This window comes from Chitinophaga oryzae (assembly GCF_012516375.2).
Lineage (GTDB): Bacteria > Bacteroidota > Bacteroidia > Chitinophagales > Chitinophagaceae > Chitinophaga > Chitinophaga oryzae.
In genome coordinates this window covers 1,745,061-1,759,195 of the sequence record NZ_CP051204.2, presented here as the reverse complement: position 1 = coordinate 1,759,195, position 14,135 = coordinate 1,745,061, and the positions used below count along the sequence as shown (strand labels likewise).

Genomic DNA, 14,135 nt, shown 5'->3' with positions numbered 1-14,135 from the left:
TCCGATCCGGTTACCATTTAATAATTAGCAGTTAAGGTTCCTAATGCTTTTTGCAGGTCTATCTTGCTGGACAGCACCTGGTACATAGCGTTGTAATAACTCAGTTGCGCCGTGCGCAGGTCTGTTTCTGAAATCAACACATCGAGGTAAGTCTTGATGCCTTCCTTGTATTGCAGTTGCAGCATGTTATAGACGTCCTGCGCCATCGCCACGTTTTCTTTCAGCGTATTGAAATCGTTCAGGTTACTTTTATAGGTGGCCATCGCCTGCGCATACTGTGTATTGATCTGGTTCTTCAGCGTAGCGAAATCCCAGTCGATGCGCTGCAGCTGCAGCTCAGCCATTTTGATATTATGTATCCGCTTACCGCCCTGGAAAATGGGGAGCGACAGTTTCAGCCCCAGCAGCGAGTTAGGATAGTCGGTGCTGTACAATTTGCTGAAGGTCTGGTTCTGCCAGGCGAAGTTGTAATTCACAAAAGCCGACACGGAAGGCAGGAAGCTCCATTTATTGTATTGCAGGTTGGCTTTCTGCAGGCTTTGTTGTGTTTGCAGCTGTTGATACTCGATCCTGTTCTGGTAATCGGAAGTAAGCGTGGTGTCTTCTCCCGTCACCAGTTGCAGCATCTGTGTGGTATCGTAGGCCAGCGGTACATTACCGGCGCTTTCCGGATACCCCATCAGCTGTTTCAGGTACACCTGTTTGGCGGTGAGCAGTTCACGGGCCGACTTCTGCTGGGCGCGTGCATTGTTCAGCGAGATGCTGGCGCGCTTGTAGTCGATCTTGTCCACAGTACCGCTTTCATACTGGTTACGGGCATCTTTGAGGCTGCGTTCCAGCCTTATGATGTCTTCATCCAATACCTGTATCTGCTGGTTGGTCAGCAGAATGTCATAATAAGCCTTGCTGACATCGGCCACCACATCAATCTGGTTGCGGACGGTGTTCTGCTTACTTTGTTTTCGTACAGCCTTGGCCGTGTTGGAGGCCAGTAACAGGTCACGGGTGAAGATGTTCTGGTTAAGCCCAAAGGCGGCGTTGGAAGTGTTGGCCACGCCTACCTTGGTAGGGTTACCACCAAAAATAGAGGTGGGCAGCTCCAGGTAGTGCTGGATGTTGTAGTCCAGGTTGATCTGAGGGTACCAGTCGGCCAGCTTGCTTTTGACGGTCCGGTCGGTGATAGCTTCATCCAGTTGTGATTGTTTCAGCACAGGTTGATGGGCCAGGGCATACCGGATACAATCCTGCAGCGTGGCGCTGGTTAAAACGGAATCTGCCGGTTGCTGCGCATCCAGCGGTGGCGATAACATGATCCCACAGGCAGCTGCCAAAAAATAAAATGCTCTTTTCATAAAAGGCTTTTGTCATTCAGTTCTTCATTGTACCAATCGTGAACACGAAGCATCCGCAGGCGCACCTGTTAGAGGCGTTCATGCTCATTAATGCTAAAGATTTTCCTCTGCACATAGTCAACCGTATTCAGTAATGACCACGACATGTTGCAATCGCAGGAAAACAGGCAGGTTAGATAAATTGCCGCTTATTCAGGTAACACCGTGGCATAGTCCACAGGCGGGTTTGACCTTCTGAACAACATCCAATAACAGCGAAGTAGGTAGGGTAACAGCAGATCTGTTACTTAGGTAAAATTAAAATTGAGGCGCTAAGATAACTTTCTCTAAACAAAAATCCACCCATTGGGTGGATTTTAACAATTACCTGAAATTCTTTCCCGGTCATCCTTTATTACGACCGCTGAAAATATGTTTCTCTGCATGATAGGAAGATCTTACTAACGGTCCGGCTTCTACGTAGTCGAGTCCCATGTTGTAACCGATCTCGCGTAACTCGGCAAATTCATCCGGGTGAACGAAGCGGACTACCGGCAGATGTTTGGGCGTAGGCTGCAGGTACTGGCCCAGTGTTACTACGTCACAACCGTTGTCGTAGAGGTCCTGCATGGCCTGTACCACTTCTTCCTTGGTTTCTCCCAGTCCGAGCATGATACCGCTCTTGGTGCGCATGCCTCCTTCTTTCAGGCGGCGGATCACTTCGAGGCTGCGGTGGTATTTGGCTTGTATTCTTACCTGTTTGGTGAGGCGTTCCACTGTTTCCAGGTTATGGGAAACGATTTCGGGCGCTACGTCGATGATACGCTGGAGGTTTTCCCACTGGCCGCGGAAGTCAGGGATGAGGGTTTCCATGGTGGTCTGCGGGTTCAGCGCTCTTACGGCATTGATGGTATTGGCCCAGATAATGGAACCGCCGTCTTTCAGCTCGTCCCTGTCTACGGAGGTGATCACCGCATGTTTTACCTTCATGAGGTAGATGGCCTCGGCTACACGCTGCGGCTCATCGAAGTCCACGGCTTCCGGACGGCCGGTGGCCACGGCACAGAAGCCGCAGCTGCGGGTACAGATATTGCCCAGGATCATGAAAGTGGCTGTACCGGCGCCCCAGCACTCGCCCATATTGGGACAGTTGCCGCTTTCACAGATGGTATGTAATTTATGGGTATCTACCAGGTTTCTTACCTGTTTGTAGTTTTCGCCTATCGGTAACTTAACGCGCAGCCAGTCTGGCTTCTTCACTCTGGTGGTGGCTGGTTCTGCTGCTATAACGGGTAGTTCTTGCATCGTTAACTCCTTTCTTTAAAAAAACAAAGTTAACACTTATCTCCTATTCCAGCGCTTACCAAATTGCAAGCTAACATATGCATTAAAAAAGAACTGTTTATCTTTCTGTTCTGCCATAATCTGTATCTTTTTTGAATACATTTCGGCGTTCACCCCCACCTCGAGGGCGCTGACAATTTCATTGAAATGGGCCCAGTCGAAACGGAGACCGGCCCGTGCGTGCAGCCCCGGTACAAAGTTCAGATCGCTCCATCCTTTGCCGAAACCGGCGGCGCCGATGATCTTATCTTCCTTGAGGAAGTTATTGTCCGGGTTGTTGGGGTCATATTTCACTTCCCTTTCAGGACCGTCCTGGCTTTTTACGTTGACATAATAGGGTTTGAGCAGCCCCAGCGTGATACCGCCATAATAGATAGCGTCTACCTCTACCCCGTTTTTATTGGCTTTGCCCCCGATCAGGTAACGCTGGCCGATGCCCAGCTTGGCCTGGTAGAAATTATTCACCTTACCATATATAAAAGGCCTCTCCGTAAAGGAAAAGCCGCTGCCGCCGGTACCCTGGCGCTTGGTTTCCTTGGGGTCCTTTTTCTCCGCGAATTCAAACTGGAAATAATTCACCACCTTCCGGCTCTTGCGGTAGCCCATTTCCACAAAACCGGACCAGCCATCGGTATTCAGACGGGCGCCCACGGAAAAGTCGCGCTGGAACAGGTTCTCCCCCTCTTCCTGCTCACGGAAAACGGAGATCCGCTTCAGTTTACGCTGTTCTTTTTCGCTTTTTTTCGAGGAGGGTGCAGATTCCCGGCCTGTTGTCTGTGCGTACAACCCGCCGCTGATGGTTGCTAAAAATAGGATGATGTATAATTTCTTCACAGTGAATGGGCTATTATTGTAATAAATAAACGCTTGAACAAAGGTATTGTTATATTAATATTACAAACGTACCTAATTTTTTTTGAGTTTGCCAGGCCATCTTCTCCGGTCTTCCTGATCTACTAAAAATACATTTATTTTACGGTTGAAATCAAACCGCTAAAACATCTCCTAAAAATAAAATTATGGCAACAGCTGAAATAATTTACAACGGCGATCTGAGAACCACCGCTACGCACCTGAAGTCCGGCACTGTGATTGAAACCGACGCCCCGACCGACAACCAGGGCAAAGGCGAACGCTTTTCCCCCACCGACCTGGTAGCCACCGCACTGGGCAACTGTATGCTCACCATCATGGGCATCAAAGCCAGAGATAACAACTGGAACATCGAAGGCACCAAAGTGAGCATCACCAAGATCATGGGCACCGACCCCCGCCGCATCACCGGCATCACCGTGGTTTTTGACATGCCGGCCGGCCACAACCTCGGCGAAAAGGAAAGGACGATCCTCGAAAGAACCGCCCATACCTGCCCGGTAGCCTACAGCATCCACCCGGATATCAAACAGGAGATTACGTTCAACTGGTAGTTTCCCGCCAAGCCGTCACGCAAAGGCGCAAAGCAGCAAAGACGCAAAGAATAAAATATAAGCGAGCAGAGAAAGCAAAGGAGCGAAGATCAAAATCTGATCTTCGCTCCTTTGCTTTCTTATAATTCTTATCAATCCTTTGCGTCTTTGCTGCTTTGCGCCTTTGCGTGACGGCTTGGCGGGAACTTCTATTGCGAGAGTATCCGCGTTCCTACGGCACATTCAAGGCATCTTTTCTGTTCACAGTAATATTGTTTCAGTTCCAGCATGGCCTGTGAGCCCAATGCCTGCCCCGGCGCCACGCCCAGCTGTTCCCATTCCCGGATGATATGGTTGTCTTCCGGCGGCAGTTCGTGCAACAGGGCAAGCGCCAGCTCCTGGTAATCGGGCCGTTGTACCTGGCGGCCATACAGGTGCATCAGCGGCAGTACGCTGTTGATCAGCACGGCGTGCAGCGCCTGTCGTCCCGGCTGGCGCGCTTTCCCGACGGGGTGATCAAACCGGTAGTGGGTATGCCAGTACGGAGAAGGGGGCGCGGAGAACAGCTGTTCCAGCTGCCGGCGGGCCGCCACGTCCAGCAGGGCGGTAAACAGCCGGCGGCTGCGTTGCAGCAATGCCGCCAAAGCGGCTATGCGCATGGTGGGAAAGGAAGACGGGCGCATCCGCAGCCAGCGCCAGCCATGGGCGGGCAACGGCTCCAGCCGGTGCTCCTCCCGCAGCCGGCGGTATACCTGTTGTAACTGCAAGGGATATACGTCGGAAAAGGCCGTTTCCAGCATGCCTGCCTGTCCAAACAGCAGCGCTTCCGTAGCCAGCGGCTGGTCGTGGTACTGCTGCAGCAGCCGGTAGGGCAGCGATTGTGCCAGGGCCAGGAATGCCGGGGCATTGACCGGCGCGCCATAACTGCGGGCCACCGCCCAGTAGCAGGTCTCCTCCCAGTCGTGGCGGTTGACCGACAGCCAGTGCTGCAGCTCCTGCTGCCGCCGCTCCCAGCGCTGCGCCAGCAGGCGGTCCTGCCAGGAAGTCCATACCAGCGGCGGCACACGGCCGGCATGGGTGCTGCAGGGCACAAATGCGGCCGACTGCCGCAGCTCTTCATACCGTTGCAGCAACAGGTTGGAGATATACGGCTGCAGCTCCAGGCAGCGTATATGCCCGCCGATACCGGCAGGCAGGTCGTGCACATACACGATGTGTAAAATGATATGCCCGTACTGCGCATTGCCGGCATGGCCATGCCGGTGCCAGTCGGACGAGCGCAGATGCAGCTCCACCGGGCCTGCCCATAGAACAGCGCCAATTTTTATCCGGGCGCCCGTAAAATCCGGGCCGCTATGATGATTGTGGGTACCGGGGCTGATCACCTGCACCGTTTCACCGGTGGTGGTCACCAGGCCTTCATGCCGGTACAGCCGGCACTTCCAGATATGCTGGAAAAGCGCTTCAGAGAGCGGGGGGTTAACGTACATAAGATATGGTTGGTCAGTCAAACAATACTATTAAAGATAACAAAACGCGGGCGGCCGGAAAATAAATTTGCCGCCCAAATTTGGAAAATTGATAAAACTGCTGTTACCTTTGCACCCAGTTCTTAACATCACTTATCCAGAAAGGCGGAGGGACTTGGCCCTGCGATGCCTTAGCAACCTTTCCGGACCAGCATTTGGTCGGGAAAAAGGTGCTAATTCCTGCCCCGGTGTTACCGGGGAAAGATAAGTTGGCAGAGATTAATCTTCACCAGATATATAATTGATTCAAAGCTCTTCCAACTCCCGGAGGAGCTTTTTTTATGCCCTCTCCCGCCCACTTCCTGGAAAAAGGTTGTTAAAATAGATTTTTAATGATAAAGTTGCACGAAACTGCGTGACCTTCGTGACATCATTAAAATTTTATTAACATGAAAACAGCTACACAACTGATTCACAGCATTCCGGTAGACGAACTGACAGGCGCCATTTCAGTGCCTATCTATCAGACGTCCACCTTTGTGCAGGAATCACCGGGCATCAATAAAGGTTTTGAATTTTCGCGGGCCAACAATCCCACGCGTAAAGTGCTGGAAGAGCTCATCTGTAGCCTGGAAGAAGGACATGCCGGCTTCGCTTTCGCCAGCGGCATGTCTGCCATCGACGCTGTACTCAAACTGCTGAAGTCCGGCGATGAAATCATGGCAGTGGAAGATACCTACGGCGGCATCTTCCAGATCTTCAACCACATGTTCGAACGCTTCGGCATCAAAGTAAATTTCGTGGACACCAGCAACCTGGACAAGGTTTTGGCCGCCATCACGCCCAAAACCCGTATCATCTGGCTGGAATCTCCTACCAATCCGACTTTGCGCGTCTCTGACATCAAGTCTGTCAGCAAGATCGCCAAACAACACAACATCCTGCTGGCGGTAGACAACACCTTCAGTACTCCGCTGCTGCAGCAGCCACTGACGCTCGGCGCCGATATCGTGATCCACAGCGCGTCCAAATACCTGGCAGGCCACTGCGACGTGATCGCCGGACTGGTAGTGGTGAATTCAAAAGCGCTGGCCGACCAGATACGGTACAACCAGAACATCTCCGGCAGCATCCTGAGCCCGTTCGAAGCCTGGCTCACCATCCGCGGCATTGAAACGCTCTACCTCCGGTTCGAGAAACAATGCAGCAACGCCAGCGCCATCGCCAACTGGCTCGCCGCCCATCCGGCCGTTGACAAAGTGTTCTATCCCGGGCTGGCCACGCATAAAAATCATCACATTGCCCGCAAACAGCAGAAGAACTACGGCGCGCTCGTCAGCTTCTCGCTCAAAGCAGACAATATCAAAAACGCGATCCGCATCGTCAACGCTACCAAGCTGTTTAAACTCGCGGAAAGCTTCGGCGGCGTGAAAAGCATGCTGGCCCACCCGGCCACCATGACACACCGCACCATACCGGAAGAATTCCGGAAAAAAACCGGACTGCAGGACTCCTGCATCCGCCTCTCTGTAGGGATCGAAGATGCAGAAGACCTCATCAACGATCTGAAACAGGCGCTGGATAAACTAAACCATCCGGCAGGCAAACAAATTACTGTTTTACAATAGCTGTCAGCCACCAACGGCCGCCCGCCGGAACACTGACAGCACCAACCAATTATGAACTAAAGTATGGAAAACAAGATCATCAATCTGGGTATTTTCGGTTTCGGCGTCGTAGGCCAGGGCCTCTACGAGGTATTGAACAGAACCAAAGGGATTAATGCACGCATCAAAAAAATCTGTATTAAAGACCCCAACAAATCAAGACCTATCGACAGTAGCTATTTTACAACGGATAAAAATGAAATCCTTGAAGATCCTACTATCGATGTAGTGGTGGAGCTAATCAACGATACAGAAGCCGCTTTCGACATTGTCAGCACTGCCCTTCGCAACGGTAAAGCCGTTGTCAGCGCCAGCAAACGCATGATCGCGGAAAACCTGCCGGCCCTGTACGAACTGCAGTCGGCCAACAAAGTGCCTTTCCTGTACGAAGCCTCCAGCTGCGCTTCTATTCCCATCATCCGCAACCTCGAAGAATATTACGATAACGACCTGCTCAATGCAGTGGAAGGTATCTGTAACGGCTCTACGAATTATATCCTGACCAAAATATTCGAAGAAAACCTCAGCTTCGAAACTGCCCTGCAACAGGCACAGGAACTGGGTTTCGCCGAAACAGACCCCACCCTCGACATCGAAGGCTACGATCCGAAATTCAAACTCGTGATCCTGCTGCTCCACGCTTTCGGCACCTTCGTGAAACCGGAAGAAGTGTACAACTTCGGTATTCACCACCTCAACGACTTCGATATCCAGTTTGCCAAACAACGCAACTGTACCGTTAAACTGATCGCGCAATGCCGCCGCCAGAACGGAAGCGTATTCGCCTATGTGCTGCCGCACCTCGTAAAAGAGCATAACCTGCTGTACGATGTGTACAACGAATACAATGGTATCCTCCTCGAGAGCGCATTCACCGACAAACAGTTCTTCGTGGGCAAAGGCGCCGGCGGTACCGCTACCGGCAGCGCCGTACTGTCAGACATCTCCGCGCTGCTTTACAATTACCGTTATGAATACAAGAAAATCAAACAGAACAACCAGCCCAATTTCACCAACGACGTGAAACTGAAAGTGTACCTGCGCTATAAAACGCCCGACCAGGTAGACCTGGCCGAGTTCTTCAACATCTCTGAAAAATATGAATCACCGGAGTGGAGATATGTAGTGGGCACCATCAACCTGCAAAAACTGAAAGATGCAGGCTGGCTGAAAAAGAAAGACGTTAACCTGTTGGTCCTCGAATAAAACATTGGTGCCATAGGCACAACCAACCACATATACGGGCCAATCCCTTCGGATTGGCCCATTTTTTTTAGAATCCCGGAATCCCGGGCCGGATGATGATCAAATTCGATGGAGTTCTTCCGCCACTTTGCTGATGGGCAGTCCCATCACATTGTAAAAACAGCCATGGATACTGTCAATGCCTACTGCGCCGATCCATTCCTGGATCGCATAAGCGCCGGCTTTGTCATAGGGTTTGAAGTTATCCACATAATACGTTACCTGCTCGTGGGAAAGCGGCTTAAAATGTACGGTGGTAGTCTGTGAGAACGCTTTCTCCTTACCGTTGCAACGGATCACGACCCCTGTGATCACACGGTGTTCCCGGCCGCTGAGCGCGGTAAGGATACGCACGGCATCGTCGCGGTCTTTCGGCTTGCCGATGATGGTTTCATCGAGCACCACTACGGTATCCGCAGCAATGACGATCTCTTCAGGCTGACAAAGCGACGCCACAGCCTCCGCTTTCTGTTGCGCGATATGAACAGGGATCTGTTCGGTGGCCAGTCCGGGAGGATATGTCTCTGCGGTTTCCACCACTCTTACCTCGAAAGGAATGCCTGCCTGTTCCAGCAACTGTTTTCTGCGGGGCGACTGGGAAGCCAGTACTACGGGAGCGCCTTGATACATTTTGATATTTTGATATTTATGGTGCTACAGATAGCATTTAAAAAAGATCATGGATAAAATCCCGGTCAGCATAATCCATTTTACGATGGAGCTGACGCGGTGATAGTGTTCCGGCAGATGGGCTTTCCTGAGTAACACATAAGCATATACGCAGGGGGCCTGTACCAGCAGTACCAGGTAGGCGATAGCGATATACCAGCCCAGCAGCCATACCCTTACTTCCACGGCGATGATGGTCACCTGCAGCGCCAGCAACAGCATATTGCACAGCCTTTTGGCCGGCAGCACGCCCCAGATGATGGGGATGGTACGGCAACCGTCTTTGCTGTCGCCGATCATGTCTTCCAGGTCTTTCACCACTTCGCGTACCATGGAAATAATAAAGGCAAACAAGGCATATACGCCGATGATCTGGATCAGTTTACGGCCGGAGGGCGACATGATGGCCTCGAAGCTCTCGTAGATCTGTTTCTCGTAAAAGCCCACCACGGATACCGACAGAGCGGTCAGCAGGGAGATGACCACATTACCGATCAGCACCTGCCGTTTGAAGGAGGTAGAATAAAACCAGAGCAGCAGGGAGCAGATCACCTGGGTAAAGCCCAGGTAAATCTGGCCGGTTTTCCATGCCACGATAAAACCCAGCGACACGCCTGCCATATTAAATATGGTATGCCAGGCCATGGCCCAGCGGCGGCTGATAATTTTATCCAGCACCATCTTGTCCGGTTTATTGACAATATCGATGTTGATATCAAAATAATCGTTGATAATATAACCCGCGGCCGCAATGAGTATGGTGGAAAGGCTCAGCAGTACAAACTGGACTACCGAGAGGGAGGGTTCTTCGCCACTGCTGTGCAACACCGGCTCCACCACGCAATACTGCAATAAGAACTGGGTAAGGGCAATATAAATGAGGTTGGGATATCTCACCAGCTTAAAAAACGCAGCCCAGAGCTTCATAGTGTTCTGTTTATTATTTCGATGCAATGCCTTCGTCCATCAGCCAGTGATTATTGAGCTTCAGAACTTTTTCTATTACCTCCCGCACGCAACCTTGTCCGCCTGCTACCGGGGATATATACCGGGAGATGCTTTTGATCTCGCTGACCGCATCTGCCGGGCAGGCAGGCAGCGCTACGAGCTGCATCACCTGGTAGTCAGGGATATCGTCGCCCATGTACAGGATTTCGTCCCAGGTGAGATCATGCTCAAACACATAATCCTGGAGCTTTTCTTTTTTATCATGGATACCGGTATAGATATCGGTGATACCCAGGCCCTGCAGCCTGCTCACCACGCTCTCCGATTTTCCGCCGGAGATAATGACCACCCGGTATCCTTTTTTAACGGCCAGCTGTAAAGCGTAACCGTCCTTGATATTCATTTTGCGTGACATTTCCCCGCCGGGCAATAACTGCAGCGTTCCATCCGTCAGCACCCCGTCCACGTCCAGTACGAAAGTGGTAATAGGCTTGAATAAAGCTAGTACGTTCATCCGGCAAATGTAATTACGAATTACGAATTACGAATTACGAATTTGGGAGGCGGCATAAATACATTCCATTATTTCACTATAAAACAGGGCCATATTGCAGCCCTAATTCGTAATTCGTAATTCGTAATTATTTCTTGTGAAACCGGTAAATAGCTTCGCTCATCACTTCGTACACCCGTTTCAGCTGTTCGTTGCCGGCCAGCAGGGTACGGTGCAGGGCCATGGTCGTTTCATCGTTACGGAGGGCCGGGCCTGTCTGCACGGTTTCGGGGGCGTAACGCTCCAGCCGGTCGAACGTCTCCTTAATAATAGGCTGCAGCAGGGAGAAGTCCAGCTGTTCCCGATCACAATAAGCTTTCGCTTCCGCGAAGAGATGGTTGGTGAAGTTATTGCACAGCACTGCGGTGAGGTGATATTTCAGGCGCTGGTCCGAATCGGCGATGGTGATGCGGGAGGCCAGGCTGCCGGCCACCGCCTGCAGGCGTTTCAGCACGTCGTCATTACCGGCTTCCAGCATGATGGGGATGGGCGGGTAGTTTTTAAGTTCTTTGCGGATGGACTGCAGCGGGTACAGCACCCCGGTGTTGACCGAGATCCGGGAGATAGCGCTCAGCGGTACTGCTCCGGCCGTATGGGCCACGATCCGTTTGCCGAGGCGGAGCTGGTCATTCATTTCCGGGATGGCAGCATCGCTGACGGCCAGCAGGTATACGTCTGCCTCCATATTAATATCCATCAGGTCAATGGTGAAGGAGGCGTTGAGCATCTCTGCCAGCTCCCTGGTATGTTCGGCGTTACGGCCTACCACCTGTTTGATCTGGTGGCCGTGCAGTTTTAACAACTGTCCGAAACAATGGGCCACATTTCCGGTGCCAATGATTACAATATCCATGAATTAAAATTACGGATTACGAATTACGATTTACGAATTATAGATCGAATAATTATTGATTAACATTATATTCGATTTAATATTATTTAATATATAATAAATTATGAAAGGTAGATATTAAAGCAATGGGGAGAGAGAAACCTGTCAATTCGTAATTCGTAATCCGTAATTCGTAATTTTACAAAAAGACGCCTTATTTTTTATTTTGAAGGTACTTTTATATCATTGCAAAATCCTATTAGTATTTATTTTACGATTTTTTACGTATTTAGCAGCACATTAAAGAAGCATACATGGCAAAAAATTTAGTTATAGTGGAGTCCCCGGCAAAGGCCAAGACCATTGAAAAAATTCTGGGCAAGGACTTTGAAGTCAAATCCTGCTTCGGGCACATCCGTGACCTGGAGAAGGACGACATGGGGATAGACATCGAAAATAACTTCAAGCCTAAATATGTAATACCGGAAGATAAAGAAAAGGTGGTAAAAGACCTGAAGAAGCTGGCAAAGGAAACCGATGAGGTTTGGCTCGCAACGGATGAGGACCGTGAAGGGGAAGCCATTTCATGGCATTTGTGCGAGGTATTGGGCCTCGATCCGAAAGAAACCAAACGCATTGTATTCCACGAGATCACCAAACCGGCCATCGAAAATGCGGTACAGCACCCCCGCAAGCTCGATATGGACCGGGTAAACGCCCAGCAGGCCCGCCGTATCCTCGACAGGATCGTGGGCTTTGAGCTCTCCCCCGTATTATGGAGAAAAATGAGTATGCGTAACTCCCTTTCTGCCGGCCGTGTGCAGTCGGTGGCGGTACGCCTGATCGTGGAAAGGGAACGGGAGATCAACGGTTTCACCGCCGTGAGCACCTTTAAAGTAGAAGCATGGTTTACCGGTAAAGACATCAACGGTAAAAACATCTCCTTTAAAGCCGAAGGCCCCAACAAGTTCAAAACAGCGGAAGATGCGGAGAAATTCCTCAAAGACTGCGTCAGCGCGGTCTATTCCGTAAAAGATATACAGGTAAAACCCGGCAAGAAGTCACCTGCCGCCCCTTTCACCACTTCTACCCTGCAACAGGAAGCCAGCCGCAAACTGGGATATAGCGTGTCCAAAACCATGTTGCTGGCCCAGAAGCTGTATGAAAGCGGTTTTATCACCTATATGCGTACCGACTCCGTCAACCTCTCCGATACAGCGGTGGCGGAAATCGAAAAAGCGATCAAGACCAGCTTCGGCGATCGCTACCACCAGTTCCGCAAATTCAAAAACAAAAACGAATCCGCCCAGGAAGCGCACGAAGCGATCCGCCCCACCTACATGGAAAACTCCACGGTAGATGACAGCGACACCCGCAAACTGTACGAACTGATCTGGAAACGTACCATCGCCAGCCAGATGGCGGACGCAGAACTGGAAAAAACCATCGCCAAAATCAGTATCTCCACCAACAACGAAGAGCTGACCGCCAGCGGTGAAGTACTGAAATTCGACGGCTTCCTGAAAGTATACATGGAAAGCCATGACGATGAAGACATTAACGAAGACGAAGCACAGGAAGGGTCACTGCCGCCACTGGCCGTGAAACAAACGCTGGACCTCAGAGAAATGAAGGCCACCGAAAGGTTCTCCCGCCCTGCGCCCCGCTATACAGAGGCCAGCCTCGTTAAAAAACTGGAAGAACTGGGCATCGGCCGCCCGTCTACCTACGCCCCTACCATCACCACCATCCAGAAAAGAGGATATGTGGAAAAAAGGGACAAAGAAGGCATAAAAAGGGAATTCCGCATCCTGATACTGAAAGCTGATAAAATCAGCCAGCAGACAGACAGCGAAAATACCGGCGCCGAAAAATCCAAGCTGTTCCCCACCGATCTCGGCATGATCGTGACCGATTTCCTCAACCAATACTTCAATTCCGTGATGGACTACGGTTTCACCGCCAAAATTGAAGAAGAGTTCGATGAAATCGCCAACGGCAAGAAAGTGTGGAACAAAATGCTGAAAGAGTTTTACAGCCCTTTCCATAAAGATGTGGAAAACACGCTGGAAAACGCAGAACGCGTGAAAGGCGAACGCCAGCTGGGCGTGGAAGAATCCACCGGCAAACCGATCGTGGCCCGCATGGGACGCTACGGCCCCATGATCCAGATCGGTAAAGTGGAAGACGAGGAGAAACCCCGCTTCGCCAAACTGAAGACGACCCAGAGCATCGAAACCATCTCCCTGGAAGAAGCGATGGAGCTGTTCCGCCTGCCCCGCAATCTCGGCCAGTTCGAAGATTCAGAGGTGATCGTCAACATCGGCCGCTTTGGCCCGTACGCACAGCACGACAAAAAATTCTATTCCCTGAAAAAGGAAATGGACCCATACACCGTGGAACTGGACGAAGTAGCGCCGCTCATCGTGGAAAAGAGAGCAGCCAAAGACGAGCGGACCATCAAAGTATTTGAAAAGGAAAAGATACAGATCCTGAAAGGGCCTTATGGTCCGTACATCAAACAGGGCCTGAAGAACTTCAAGATACCGAAAGAGAAAATTGACACCGCTGCGGACCTGACCGTGGAAGAAGCCAAAGCTATCATCGAAGAAGCCAAAGCCAATCCGCCCAAGAAAAAAGCGCCGCCGCGGAAGAAGAAAGCTGAATAACC

The 14,135-nt window shown here is 51.0% G+C and carries 12 protein-coding genes and 1 riboswitch; of the genes, 4 read left to right on the top strand and 8 right to left on the bottom strand.

Annotated features, from left to right (window positions below; genetic code table 11):
* Positions 1-17: 17 nt before the first annotated feature.
* From HF324_RS07350 to HF324_RS07340, 3 genes are all read right to left on the bottom strand, one after another.
* The gene (locus HF324_RS07350; RefSeq protein ID WP_168862204.1) at positions 18-1,352 is read right to left on the bottom strand and encodes a TolC family protein; all 1,335 of its coding nucleotides are present in this window, start codon (positions 1,350-1,352) and stop codon (positions 18-20) included.
* Positions 1,353-1,736: 384 nt separating this feature from the next.
* Positions 1,737-2,636, bottom strand: a complete 900-nt coding sequence (gene lipA / locus HF324_RS07345) for a lipoyl synthase (RefSeq protein WP_078671940.1) — start codon at positions 2,634-2,636, stop codon at positions 1,737-1,739.
* Positions 2,637-2,672: 36 nt separating this feature from the next.
* Entirely contained in the window at positions 2,673-3,509 is an 837-nt protein-coding gene (locus tag HF324_RS07340; protein ID WP_168810936.1) for a hypothetical protein, read from the bottom strand.
* 185 nt (positions 3,510-3,694) lie between these two features.
* Between HF324_RS07340 and HF324_RS07335 the strand changes: the two genes are divergently transcribed.
* Positions 3,695-4,102, top strand: a complete 408-nt coding sequence (locus tag HF324_RS07335) for an OsmC family protein (RefSeq protein ID WP_168862203.1) — start codon at positions 3,695-3,697, stop codon at positions 4,100-4,102.
* Positions 4,103-4,290: 188 nt separating this feature from the next.
* On the opposite strand, the gene HF324_RS07330 is transcribed toward HF324_RS07335, so the two are convergent.
* The gene (locus tag HF324_RS07330; protein ID WP_168862202.1) at positions 4,291-5,571 is read right to left on the bottom strand and encodes a DUF2851 family protein; all 1,281 of its coding nucleotides are present in this window, start codon (positions 5,569-5,571) and stop codon (positions 4,291-4,293) included.
* Between the two features lie 129 nt (positions 5,572-5,700).
* Positions 5,701-5,821: riboswitch (SAM riboswitch) on the top strand.
* Positions 5,822-5,999: 178 nt separating this feature from the next.
* Between HF324_RS07330 and HF324_RS07325 the strand changes: the two genes are divergently transcribed.
* Together HF324_RS07325 and HF324_RS07320 are read left to right on the top strand one after the other, a co-directional pair.
* The gene (locus tag HF324_RS07325) at positions 6,000-7,178 is read left to right on the top strand and encodes a trans-sulfuration enzyme family protein (RefSeq protein ID WP_168862201.1); all 1,179 of its coding nucleotides are present in this window, start codon (positions 6,000-6,002) and stop codon (positions 7,176-7,178) included.
* A 63-nt stretch (positions 7,179-7,241) separates the two neighbouring features.
* Complete coding sequence (locus tag HF324_RS07320; protein ID WP_168810930.1) at positions 7,242-8,423, top strand: homoserine dehydrogenase; 1,182 nt, start codon at positions 7,242-7,244, stop codon at positions 8,421-8,423.
* A gap of 99 nt (positions 8,424-8,522) precedes the next feature.
* Here the strand turns inward: HF324_RS07320 and HF324_RS07315 are convergent, their stop codons facing one another.
* From HF324_RS07315 to HF324_RS07300, 4 genes are all read right to left on the bottom strand, one after another.
* Positions 8,523-9,092, bottom strand: a complete 570-nt coding sequence (locus tag HF324_RS07315; RefSeq protein ID WP_168810928.1) for a Maf family protein — start codon at positions 9,090-9,092, stop codon at positions 8,523-8,525.
* A 24-nt stretch (positions 9,093-9,116) separates the two neighbouring features.
* Positions 9,117-10,058: a geranylgeranylglycerol-phosphate geranylgeranyltransferase gene (locus HF324_RS07310; protein ID WP_168810926.1), complete on the bottom strand. Its 942-nt coding sequence runs from the start codon at positions 10,056-10,058 to the stop codon at positions 9,117-9,119.
* A 13-nt stretch (positions 10,059-10,071) separates the two neighbouring features.
* On the bottom strand, positions 10,072-10,593 hold the full coding sequence (locus HF324_RS07305; protein WP_168810924.1) for a KdsC family phosphatase: 522 nt from the start codon (positions 10,591-10,593) through the stop codon (positions 10,072-10,074).
* Positions 10,594-10,720: 127 nt separating this feature from the next.
* Positions 10,721-11,485: a Rossmann-like and DUF2520 domain-containing protein gene (locus tag HF324_RS07300; RefSeq protein WP_168810922.1), complete on the bottom strand. Its 765-nt coding sequence runs from the start codon at positions 11,483-11,485 to the stop codon at positions 10,721-10,723.
* A 293-nt stretch (positions 11,486-11,778) separates the two neighbouring features.
* Here HF324_RS07300 and topA point away from each other — a divergent pair, with 293 nt between their 5' ends.
* Complete coding sequence (gene topA / locus HF324_RS07295; protein ID WP_168810920.1) at positions 11,779-14,133, top strand: type I DNA topoisomerase; 2,355 nt, start codon at positions 11,779-11,781, stop codon at positions 14,131-14,133.
* Positions 14,134-14,135 lie beyond the last annotated feature (2 nt).

Excerpts from the sequence above, each read along its gene's own strand:
- topA (WP_168810920.1), top strand. The coding sequence starts at position 11,779 with ATGGCAAAAAATTTAGTTATAGTGGAGTCCCCGGCAAAGGCCAAGACC.
- HF324_RS07300 (WP_168810922.1), bottom strand. The coding sequence starts at position 11,485 with ATGGATATTGTAATCATTGGCACCGGAAATGTGGCCCATTGTTTCGGA.
- HF324_RS07310 (WP_168810926.1), bottom strand. The coding sequence starts at position 10,058 with ATGAAGCTCTGGGCTGCGTTTTTTAAGCTGGTGAGATATCCCAACCTC.
- HF324_RS07325 (WP_168862201.1), top strand. The coding sequence starts at position 6,000 with ATGAAAACAGCTACACAACTGATTCACAGCATTCCGGTAGACGAACTG.
- HF324_RS07330 (WP_168862202.1), bottom strand. The coding sequence starts at position 5,571 with ATGTACGTTAACCCCCCGCTCTCTGAAGCGCTTTTCCAGCATATCTGG.
- HF324_RS07305 (WP_168810924.1), bottom strand. The coding sequence starts at position 10,593 with ATGAACGTACTAGCTTTATTCAAGCCTATTACCACTTTCGTACTGGAC.
- HF324_RS07315 (WP_168810928.1), bottom strand. The coding sequence starts at position 9,092 with ATGTATCAAGGCGCTCCCGTAGTACTGGCTTCCCAGTCGCCCCGCAGA.
- HF324_RS07350 (WP_168862204.1), bottom strand. The coding sequence starts at position 1,352 with ATGAAAAGAGCATTTTATTTTTTGGCAGCTGCCTGTGGGATCATGTTA.
- lipA (WP_078671940.1), bottom strand. The coding sequence starts at position 2,636 with ATGCAAGAACTACCCGTTATAGCAGCAGAACCAGCCACCACCAGAGTG.
- HF324_RS07335 (WP_168862203.1), top strand. The coding sequence starts at position 3,695 with ATGGCAACAGCTGAAATAATTTACAACGGCGATCTGAGAACCACCGCT.
- HF324_RS07320 (WP_168810930.1), top strand. The coding sequence starts at position 7,242 with ATGGAAAACAAGATCATCAATCTGGGTATTTTCGGTTTCGGCGTCGTA.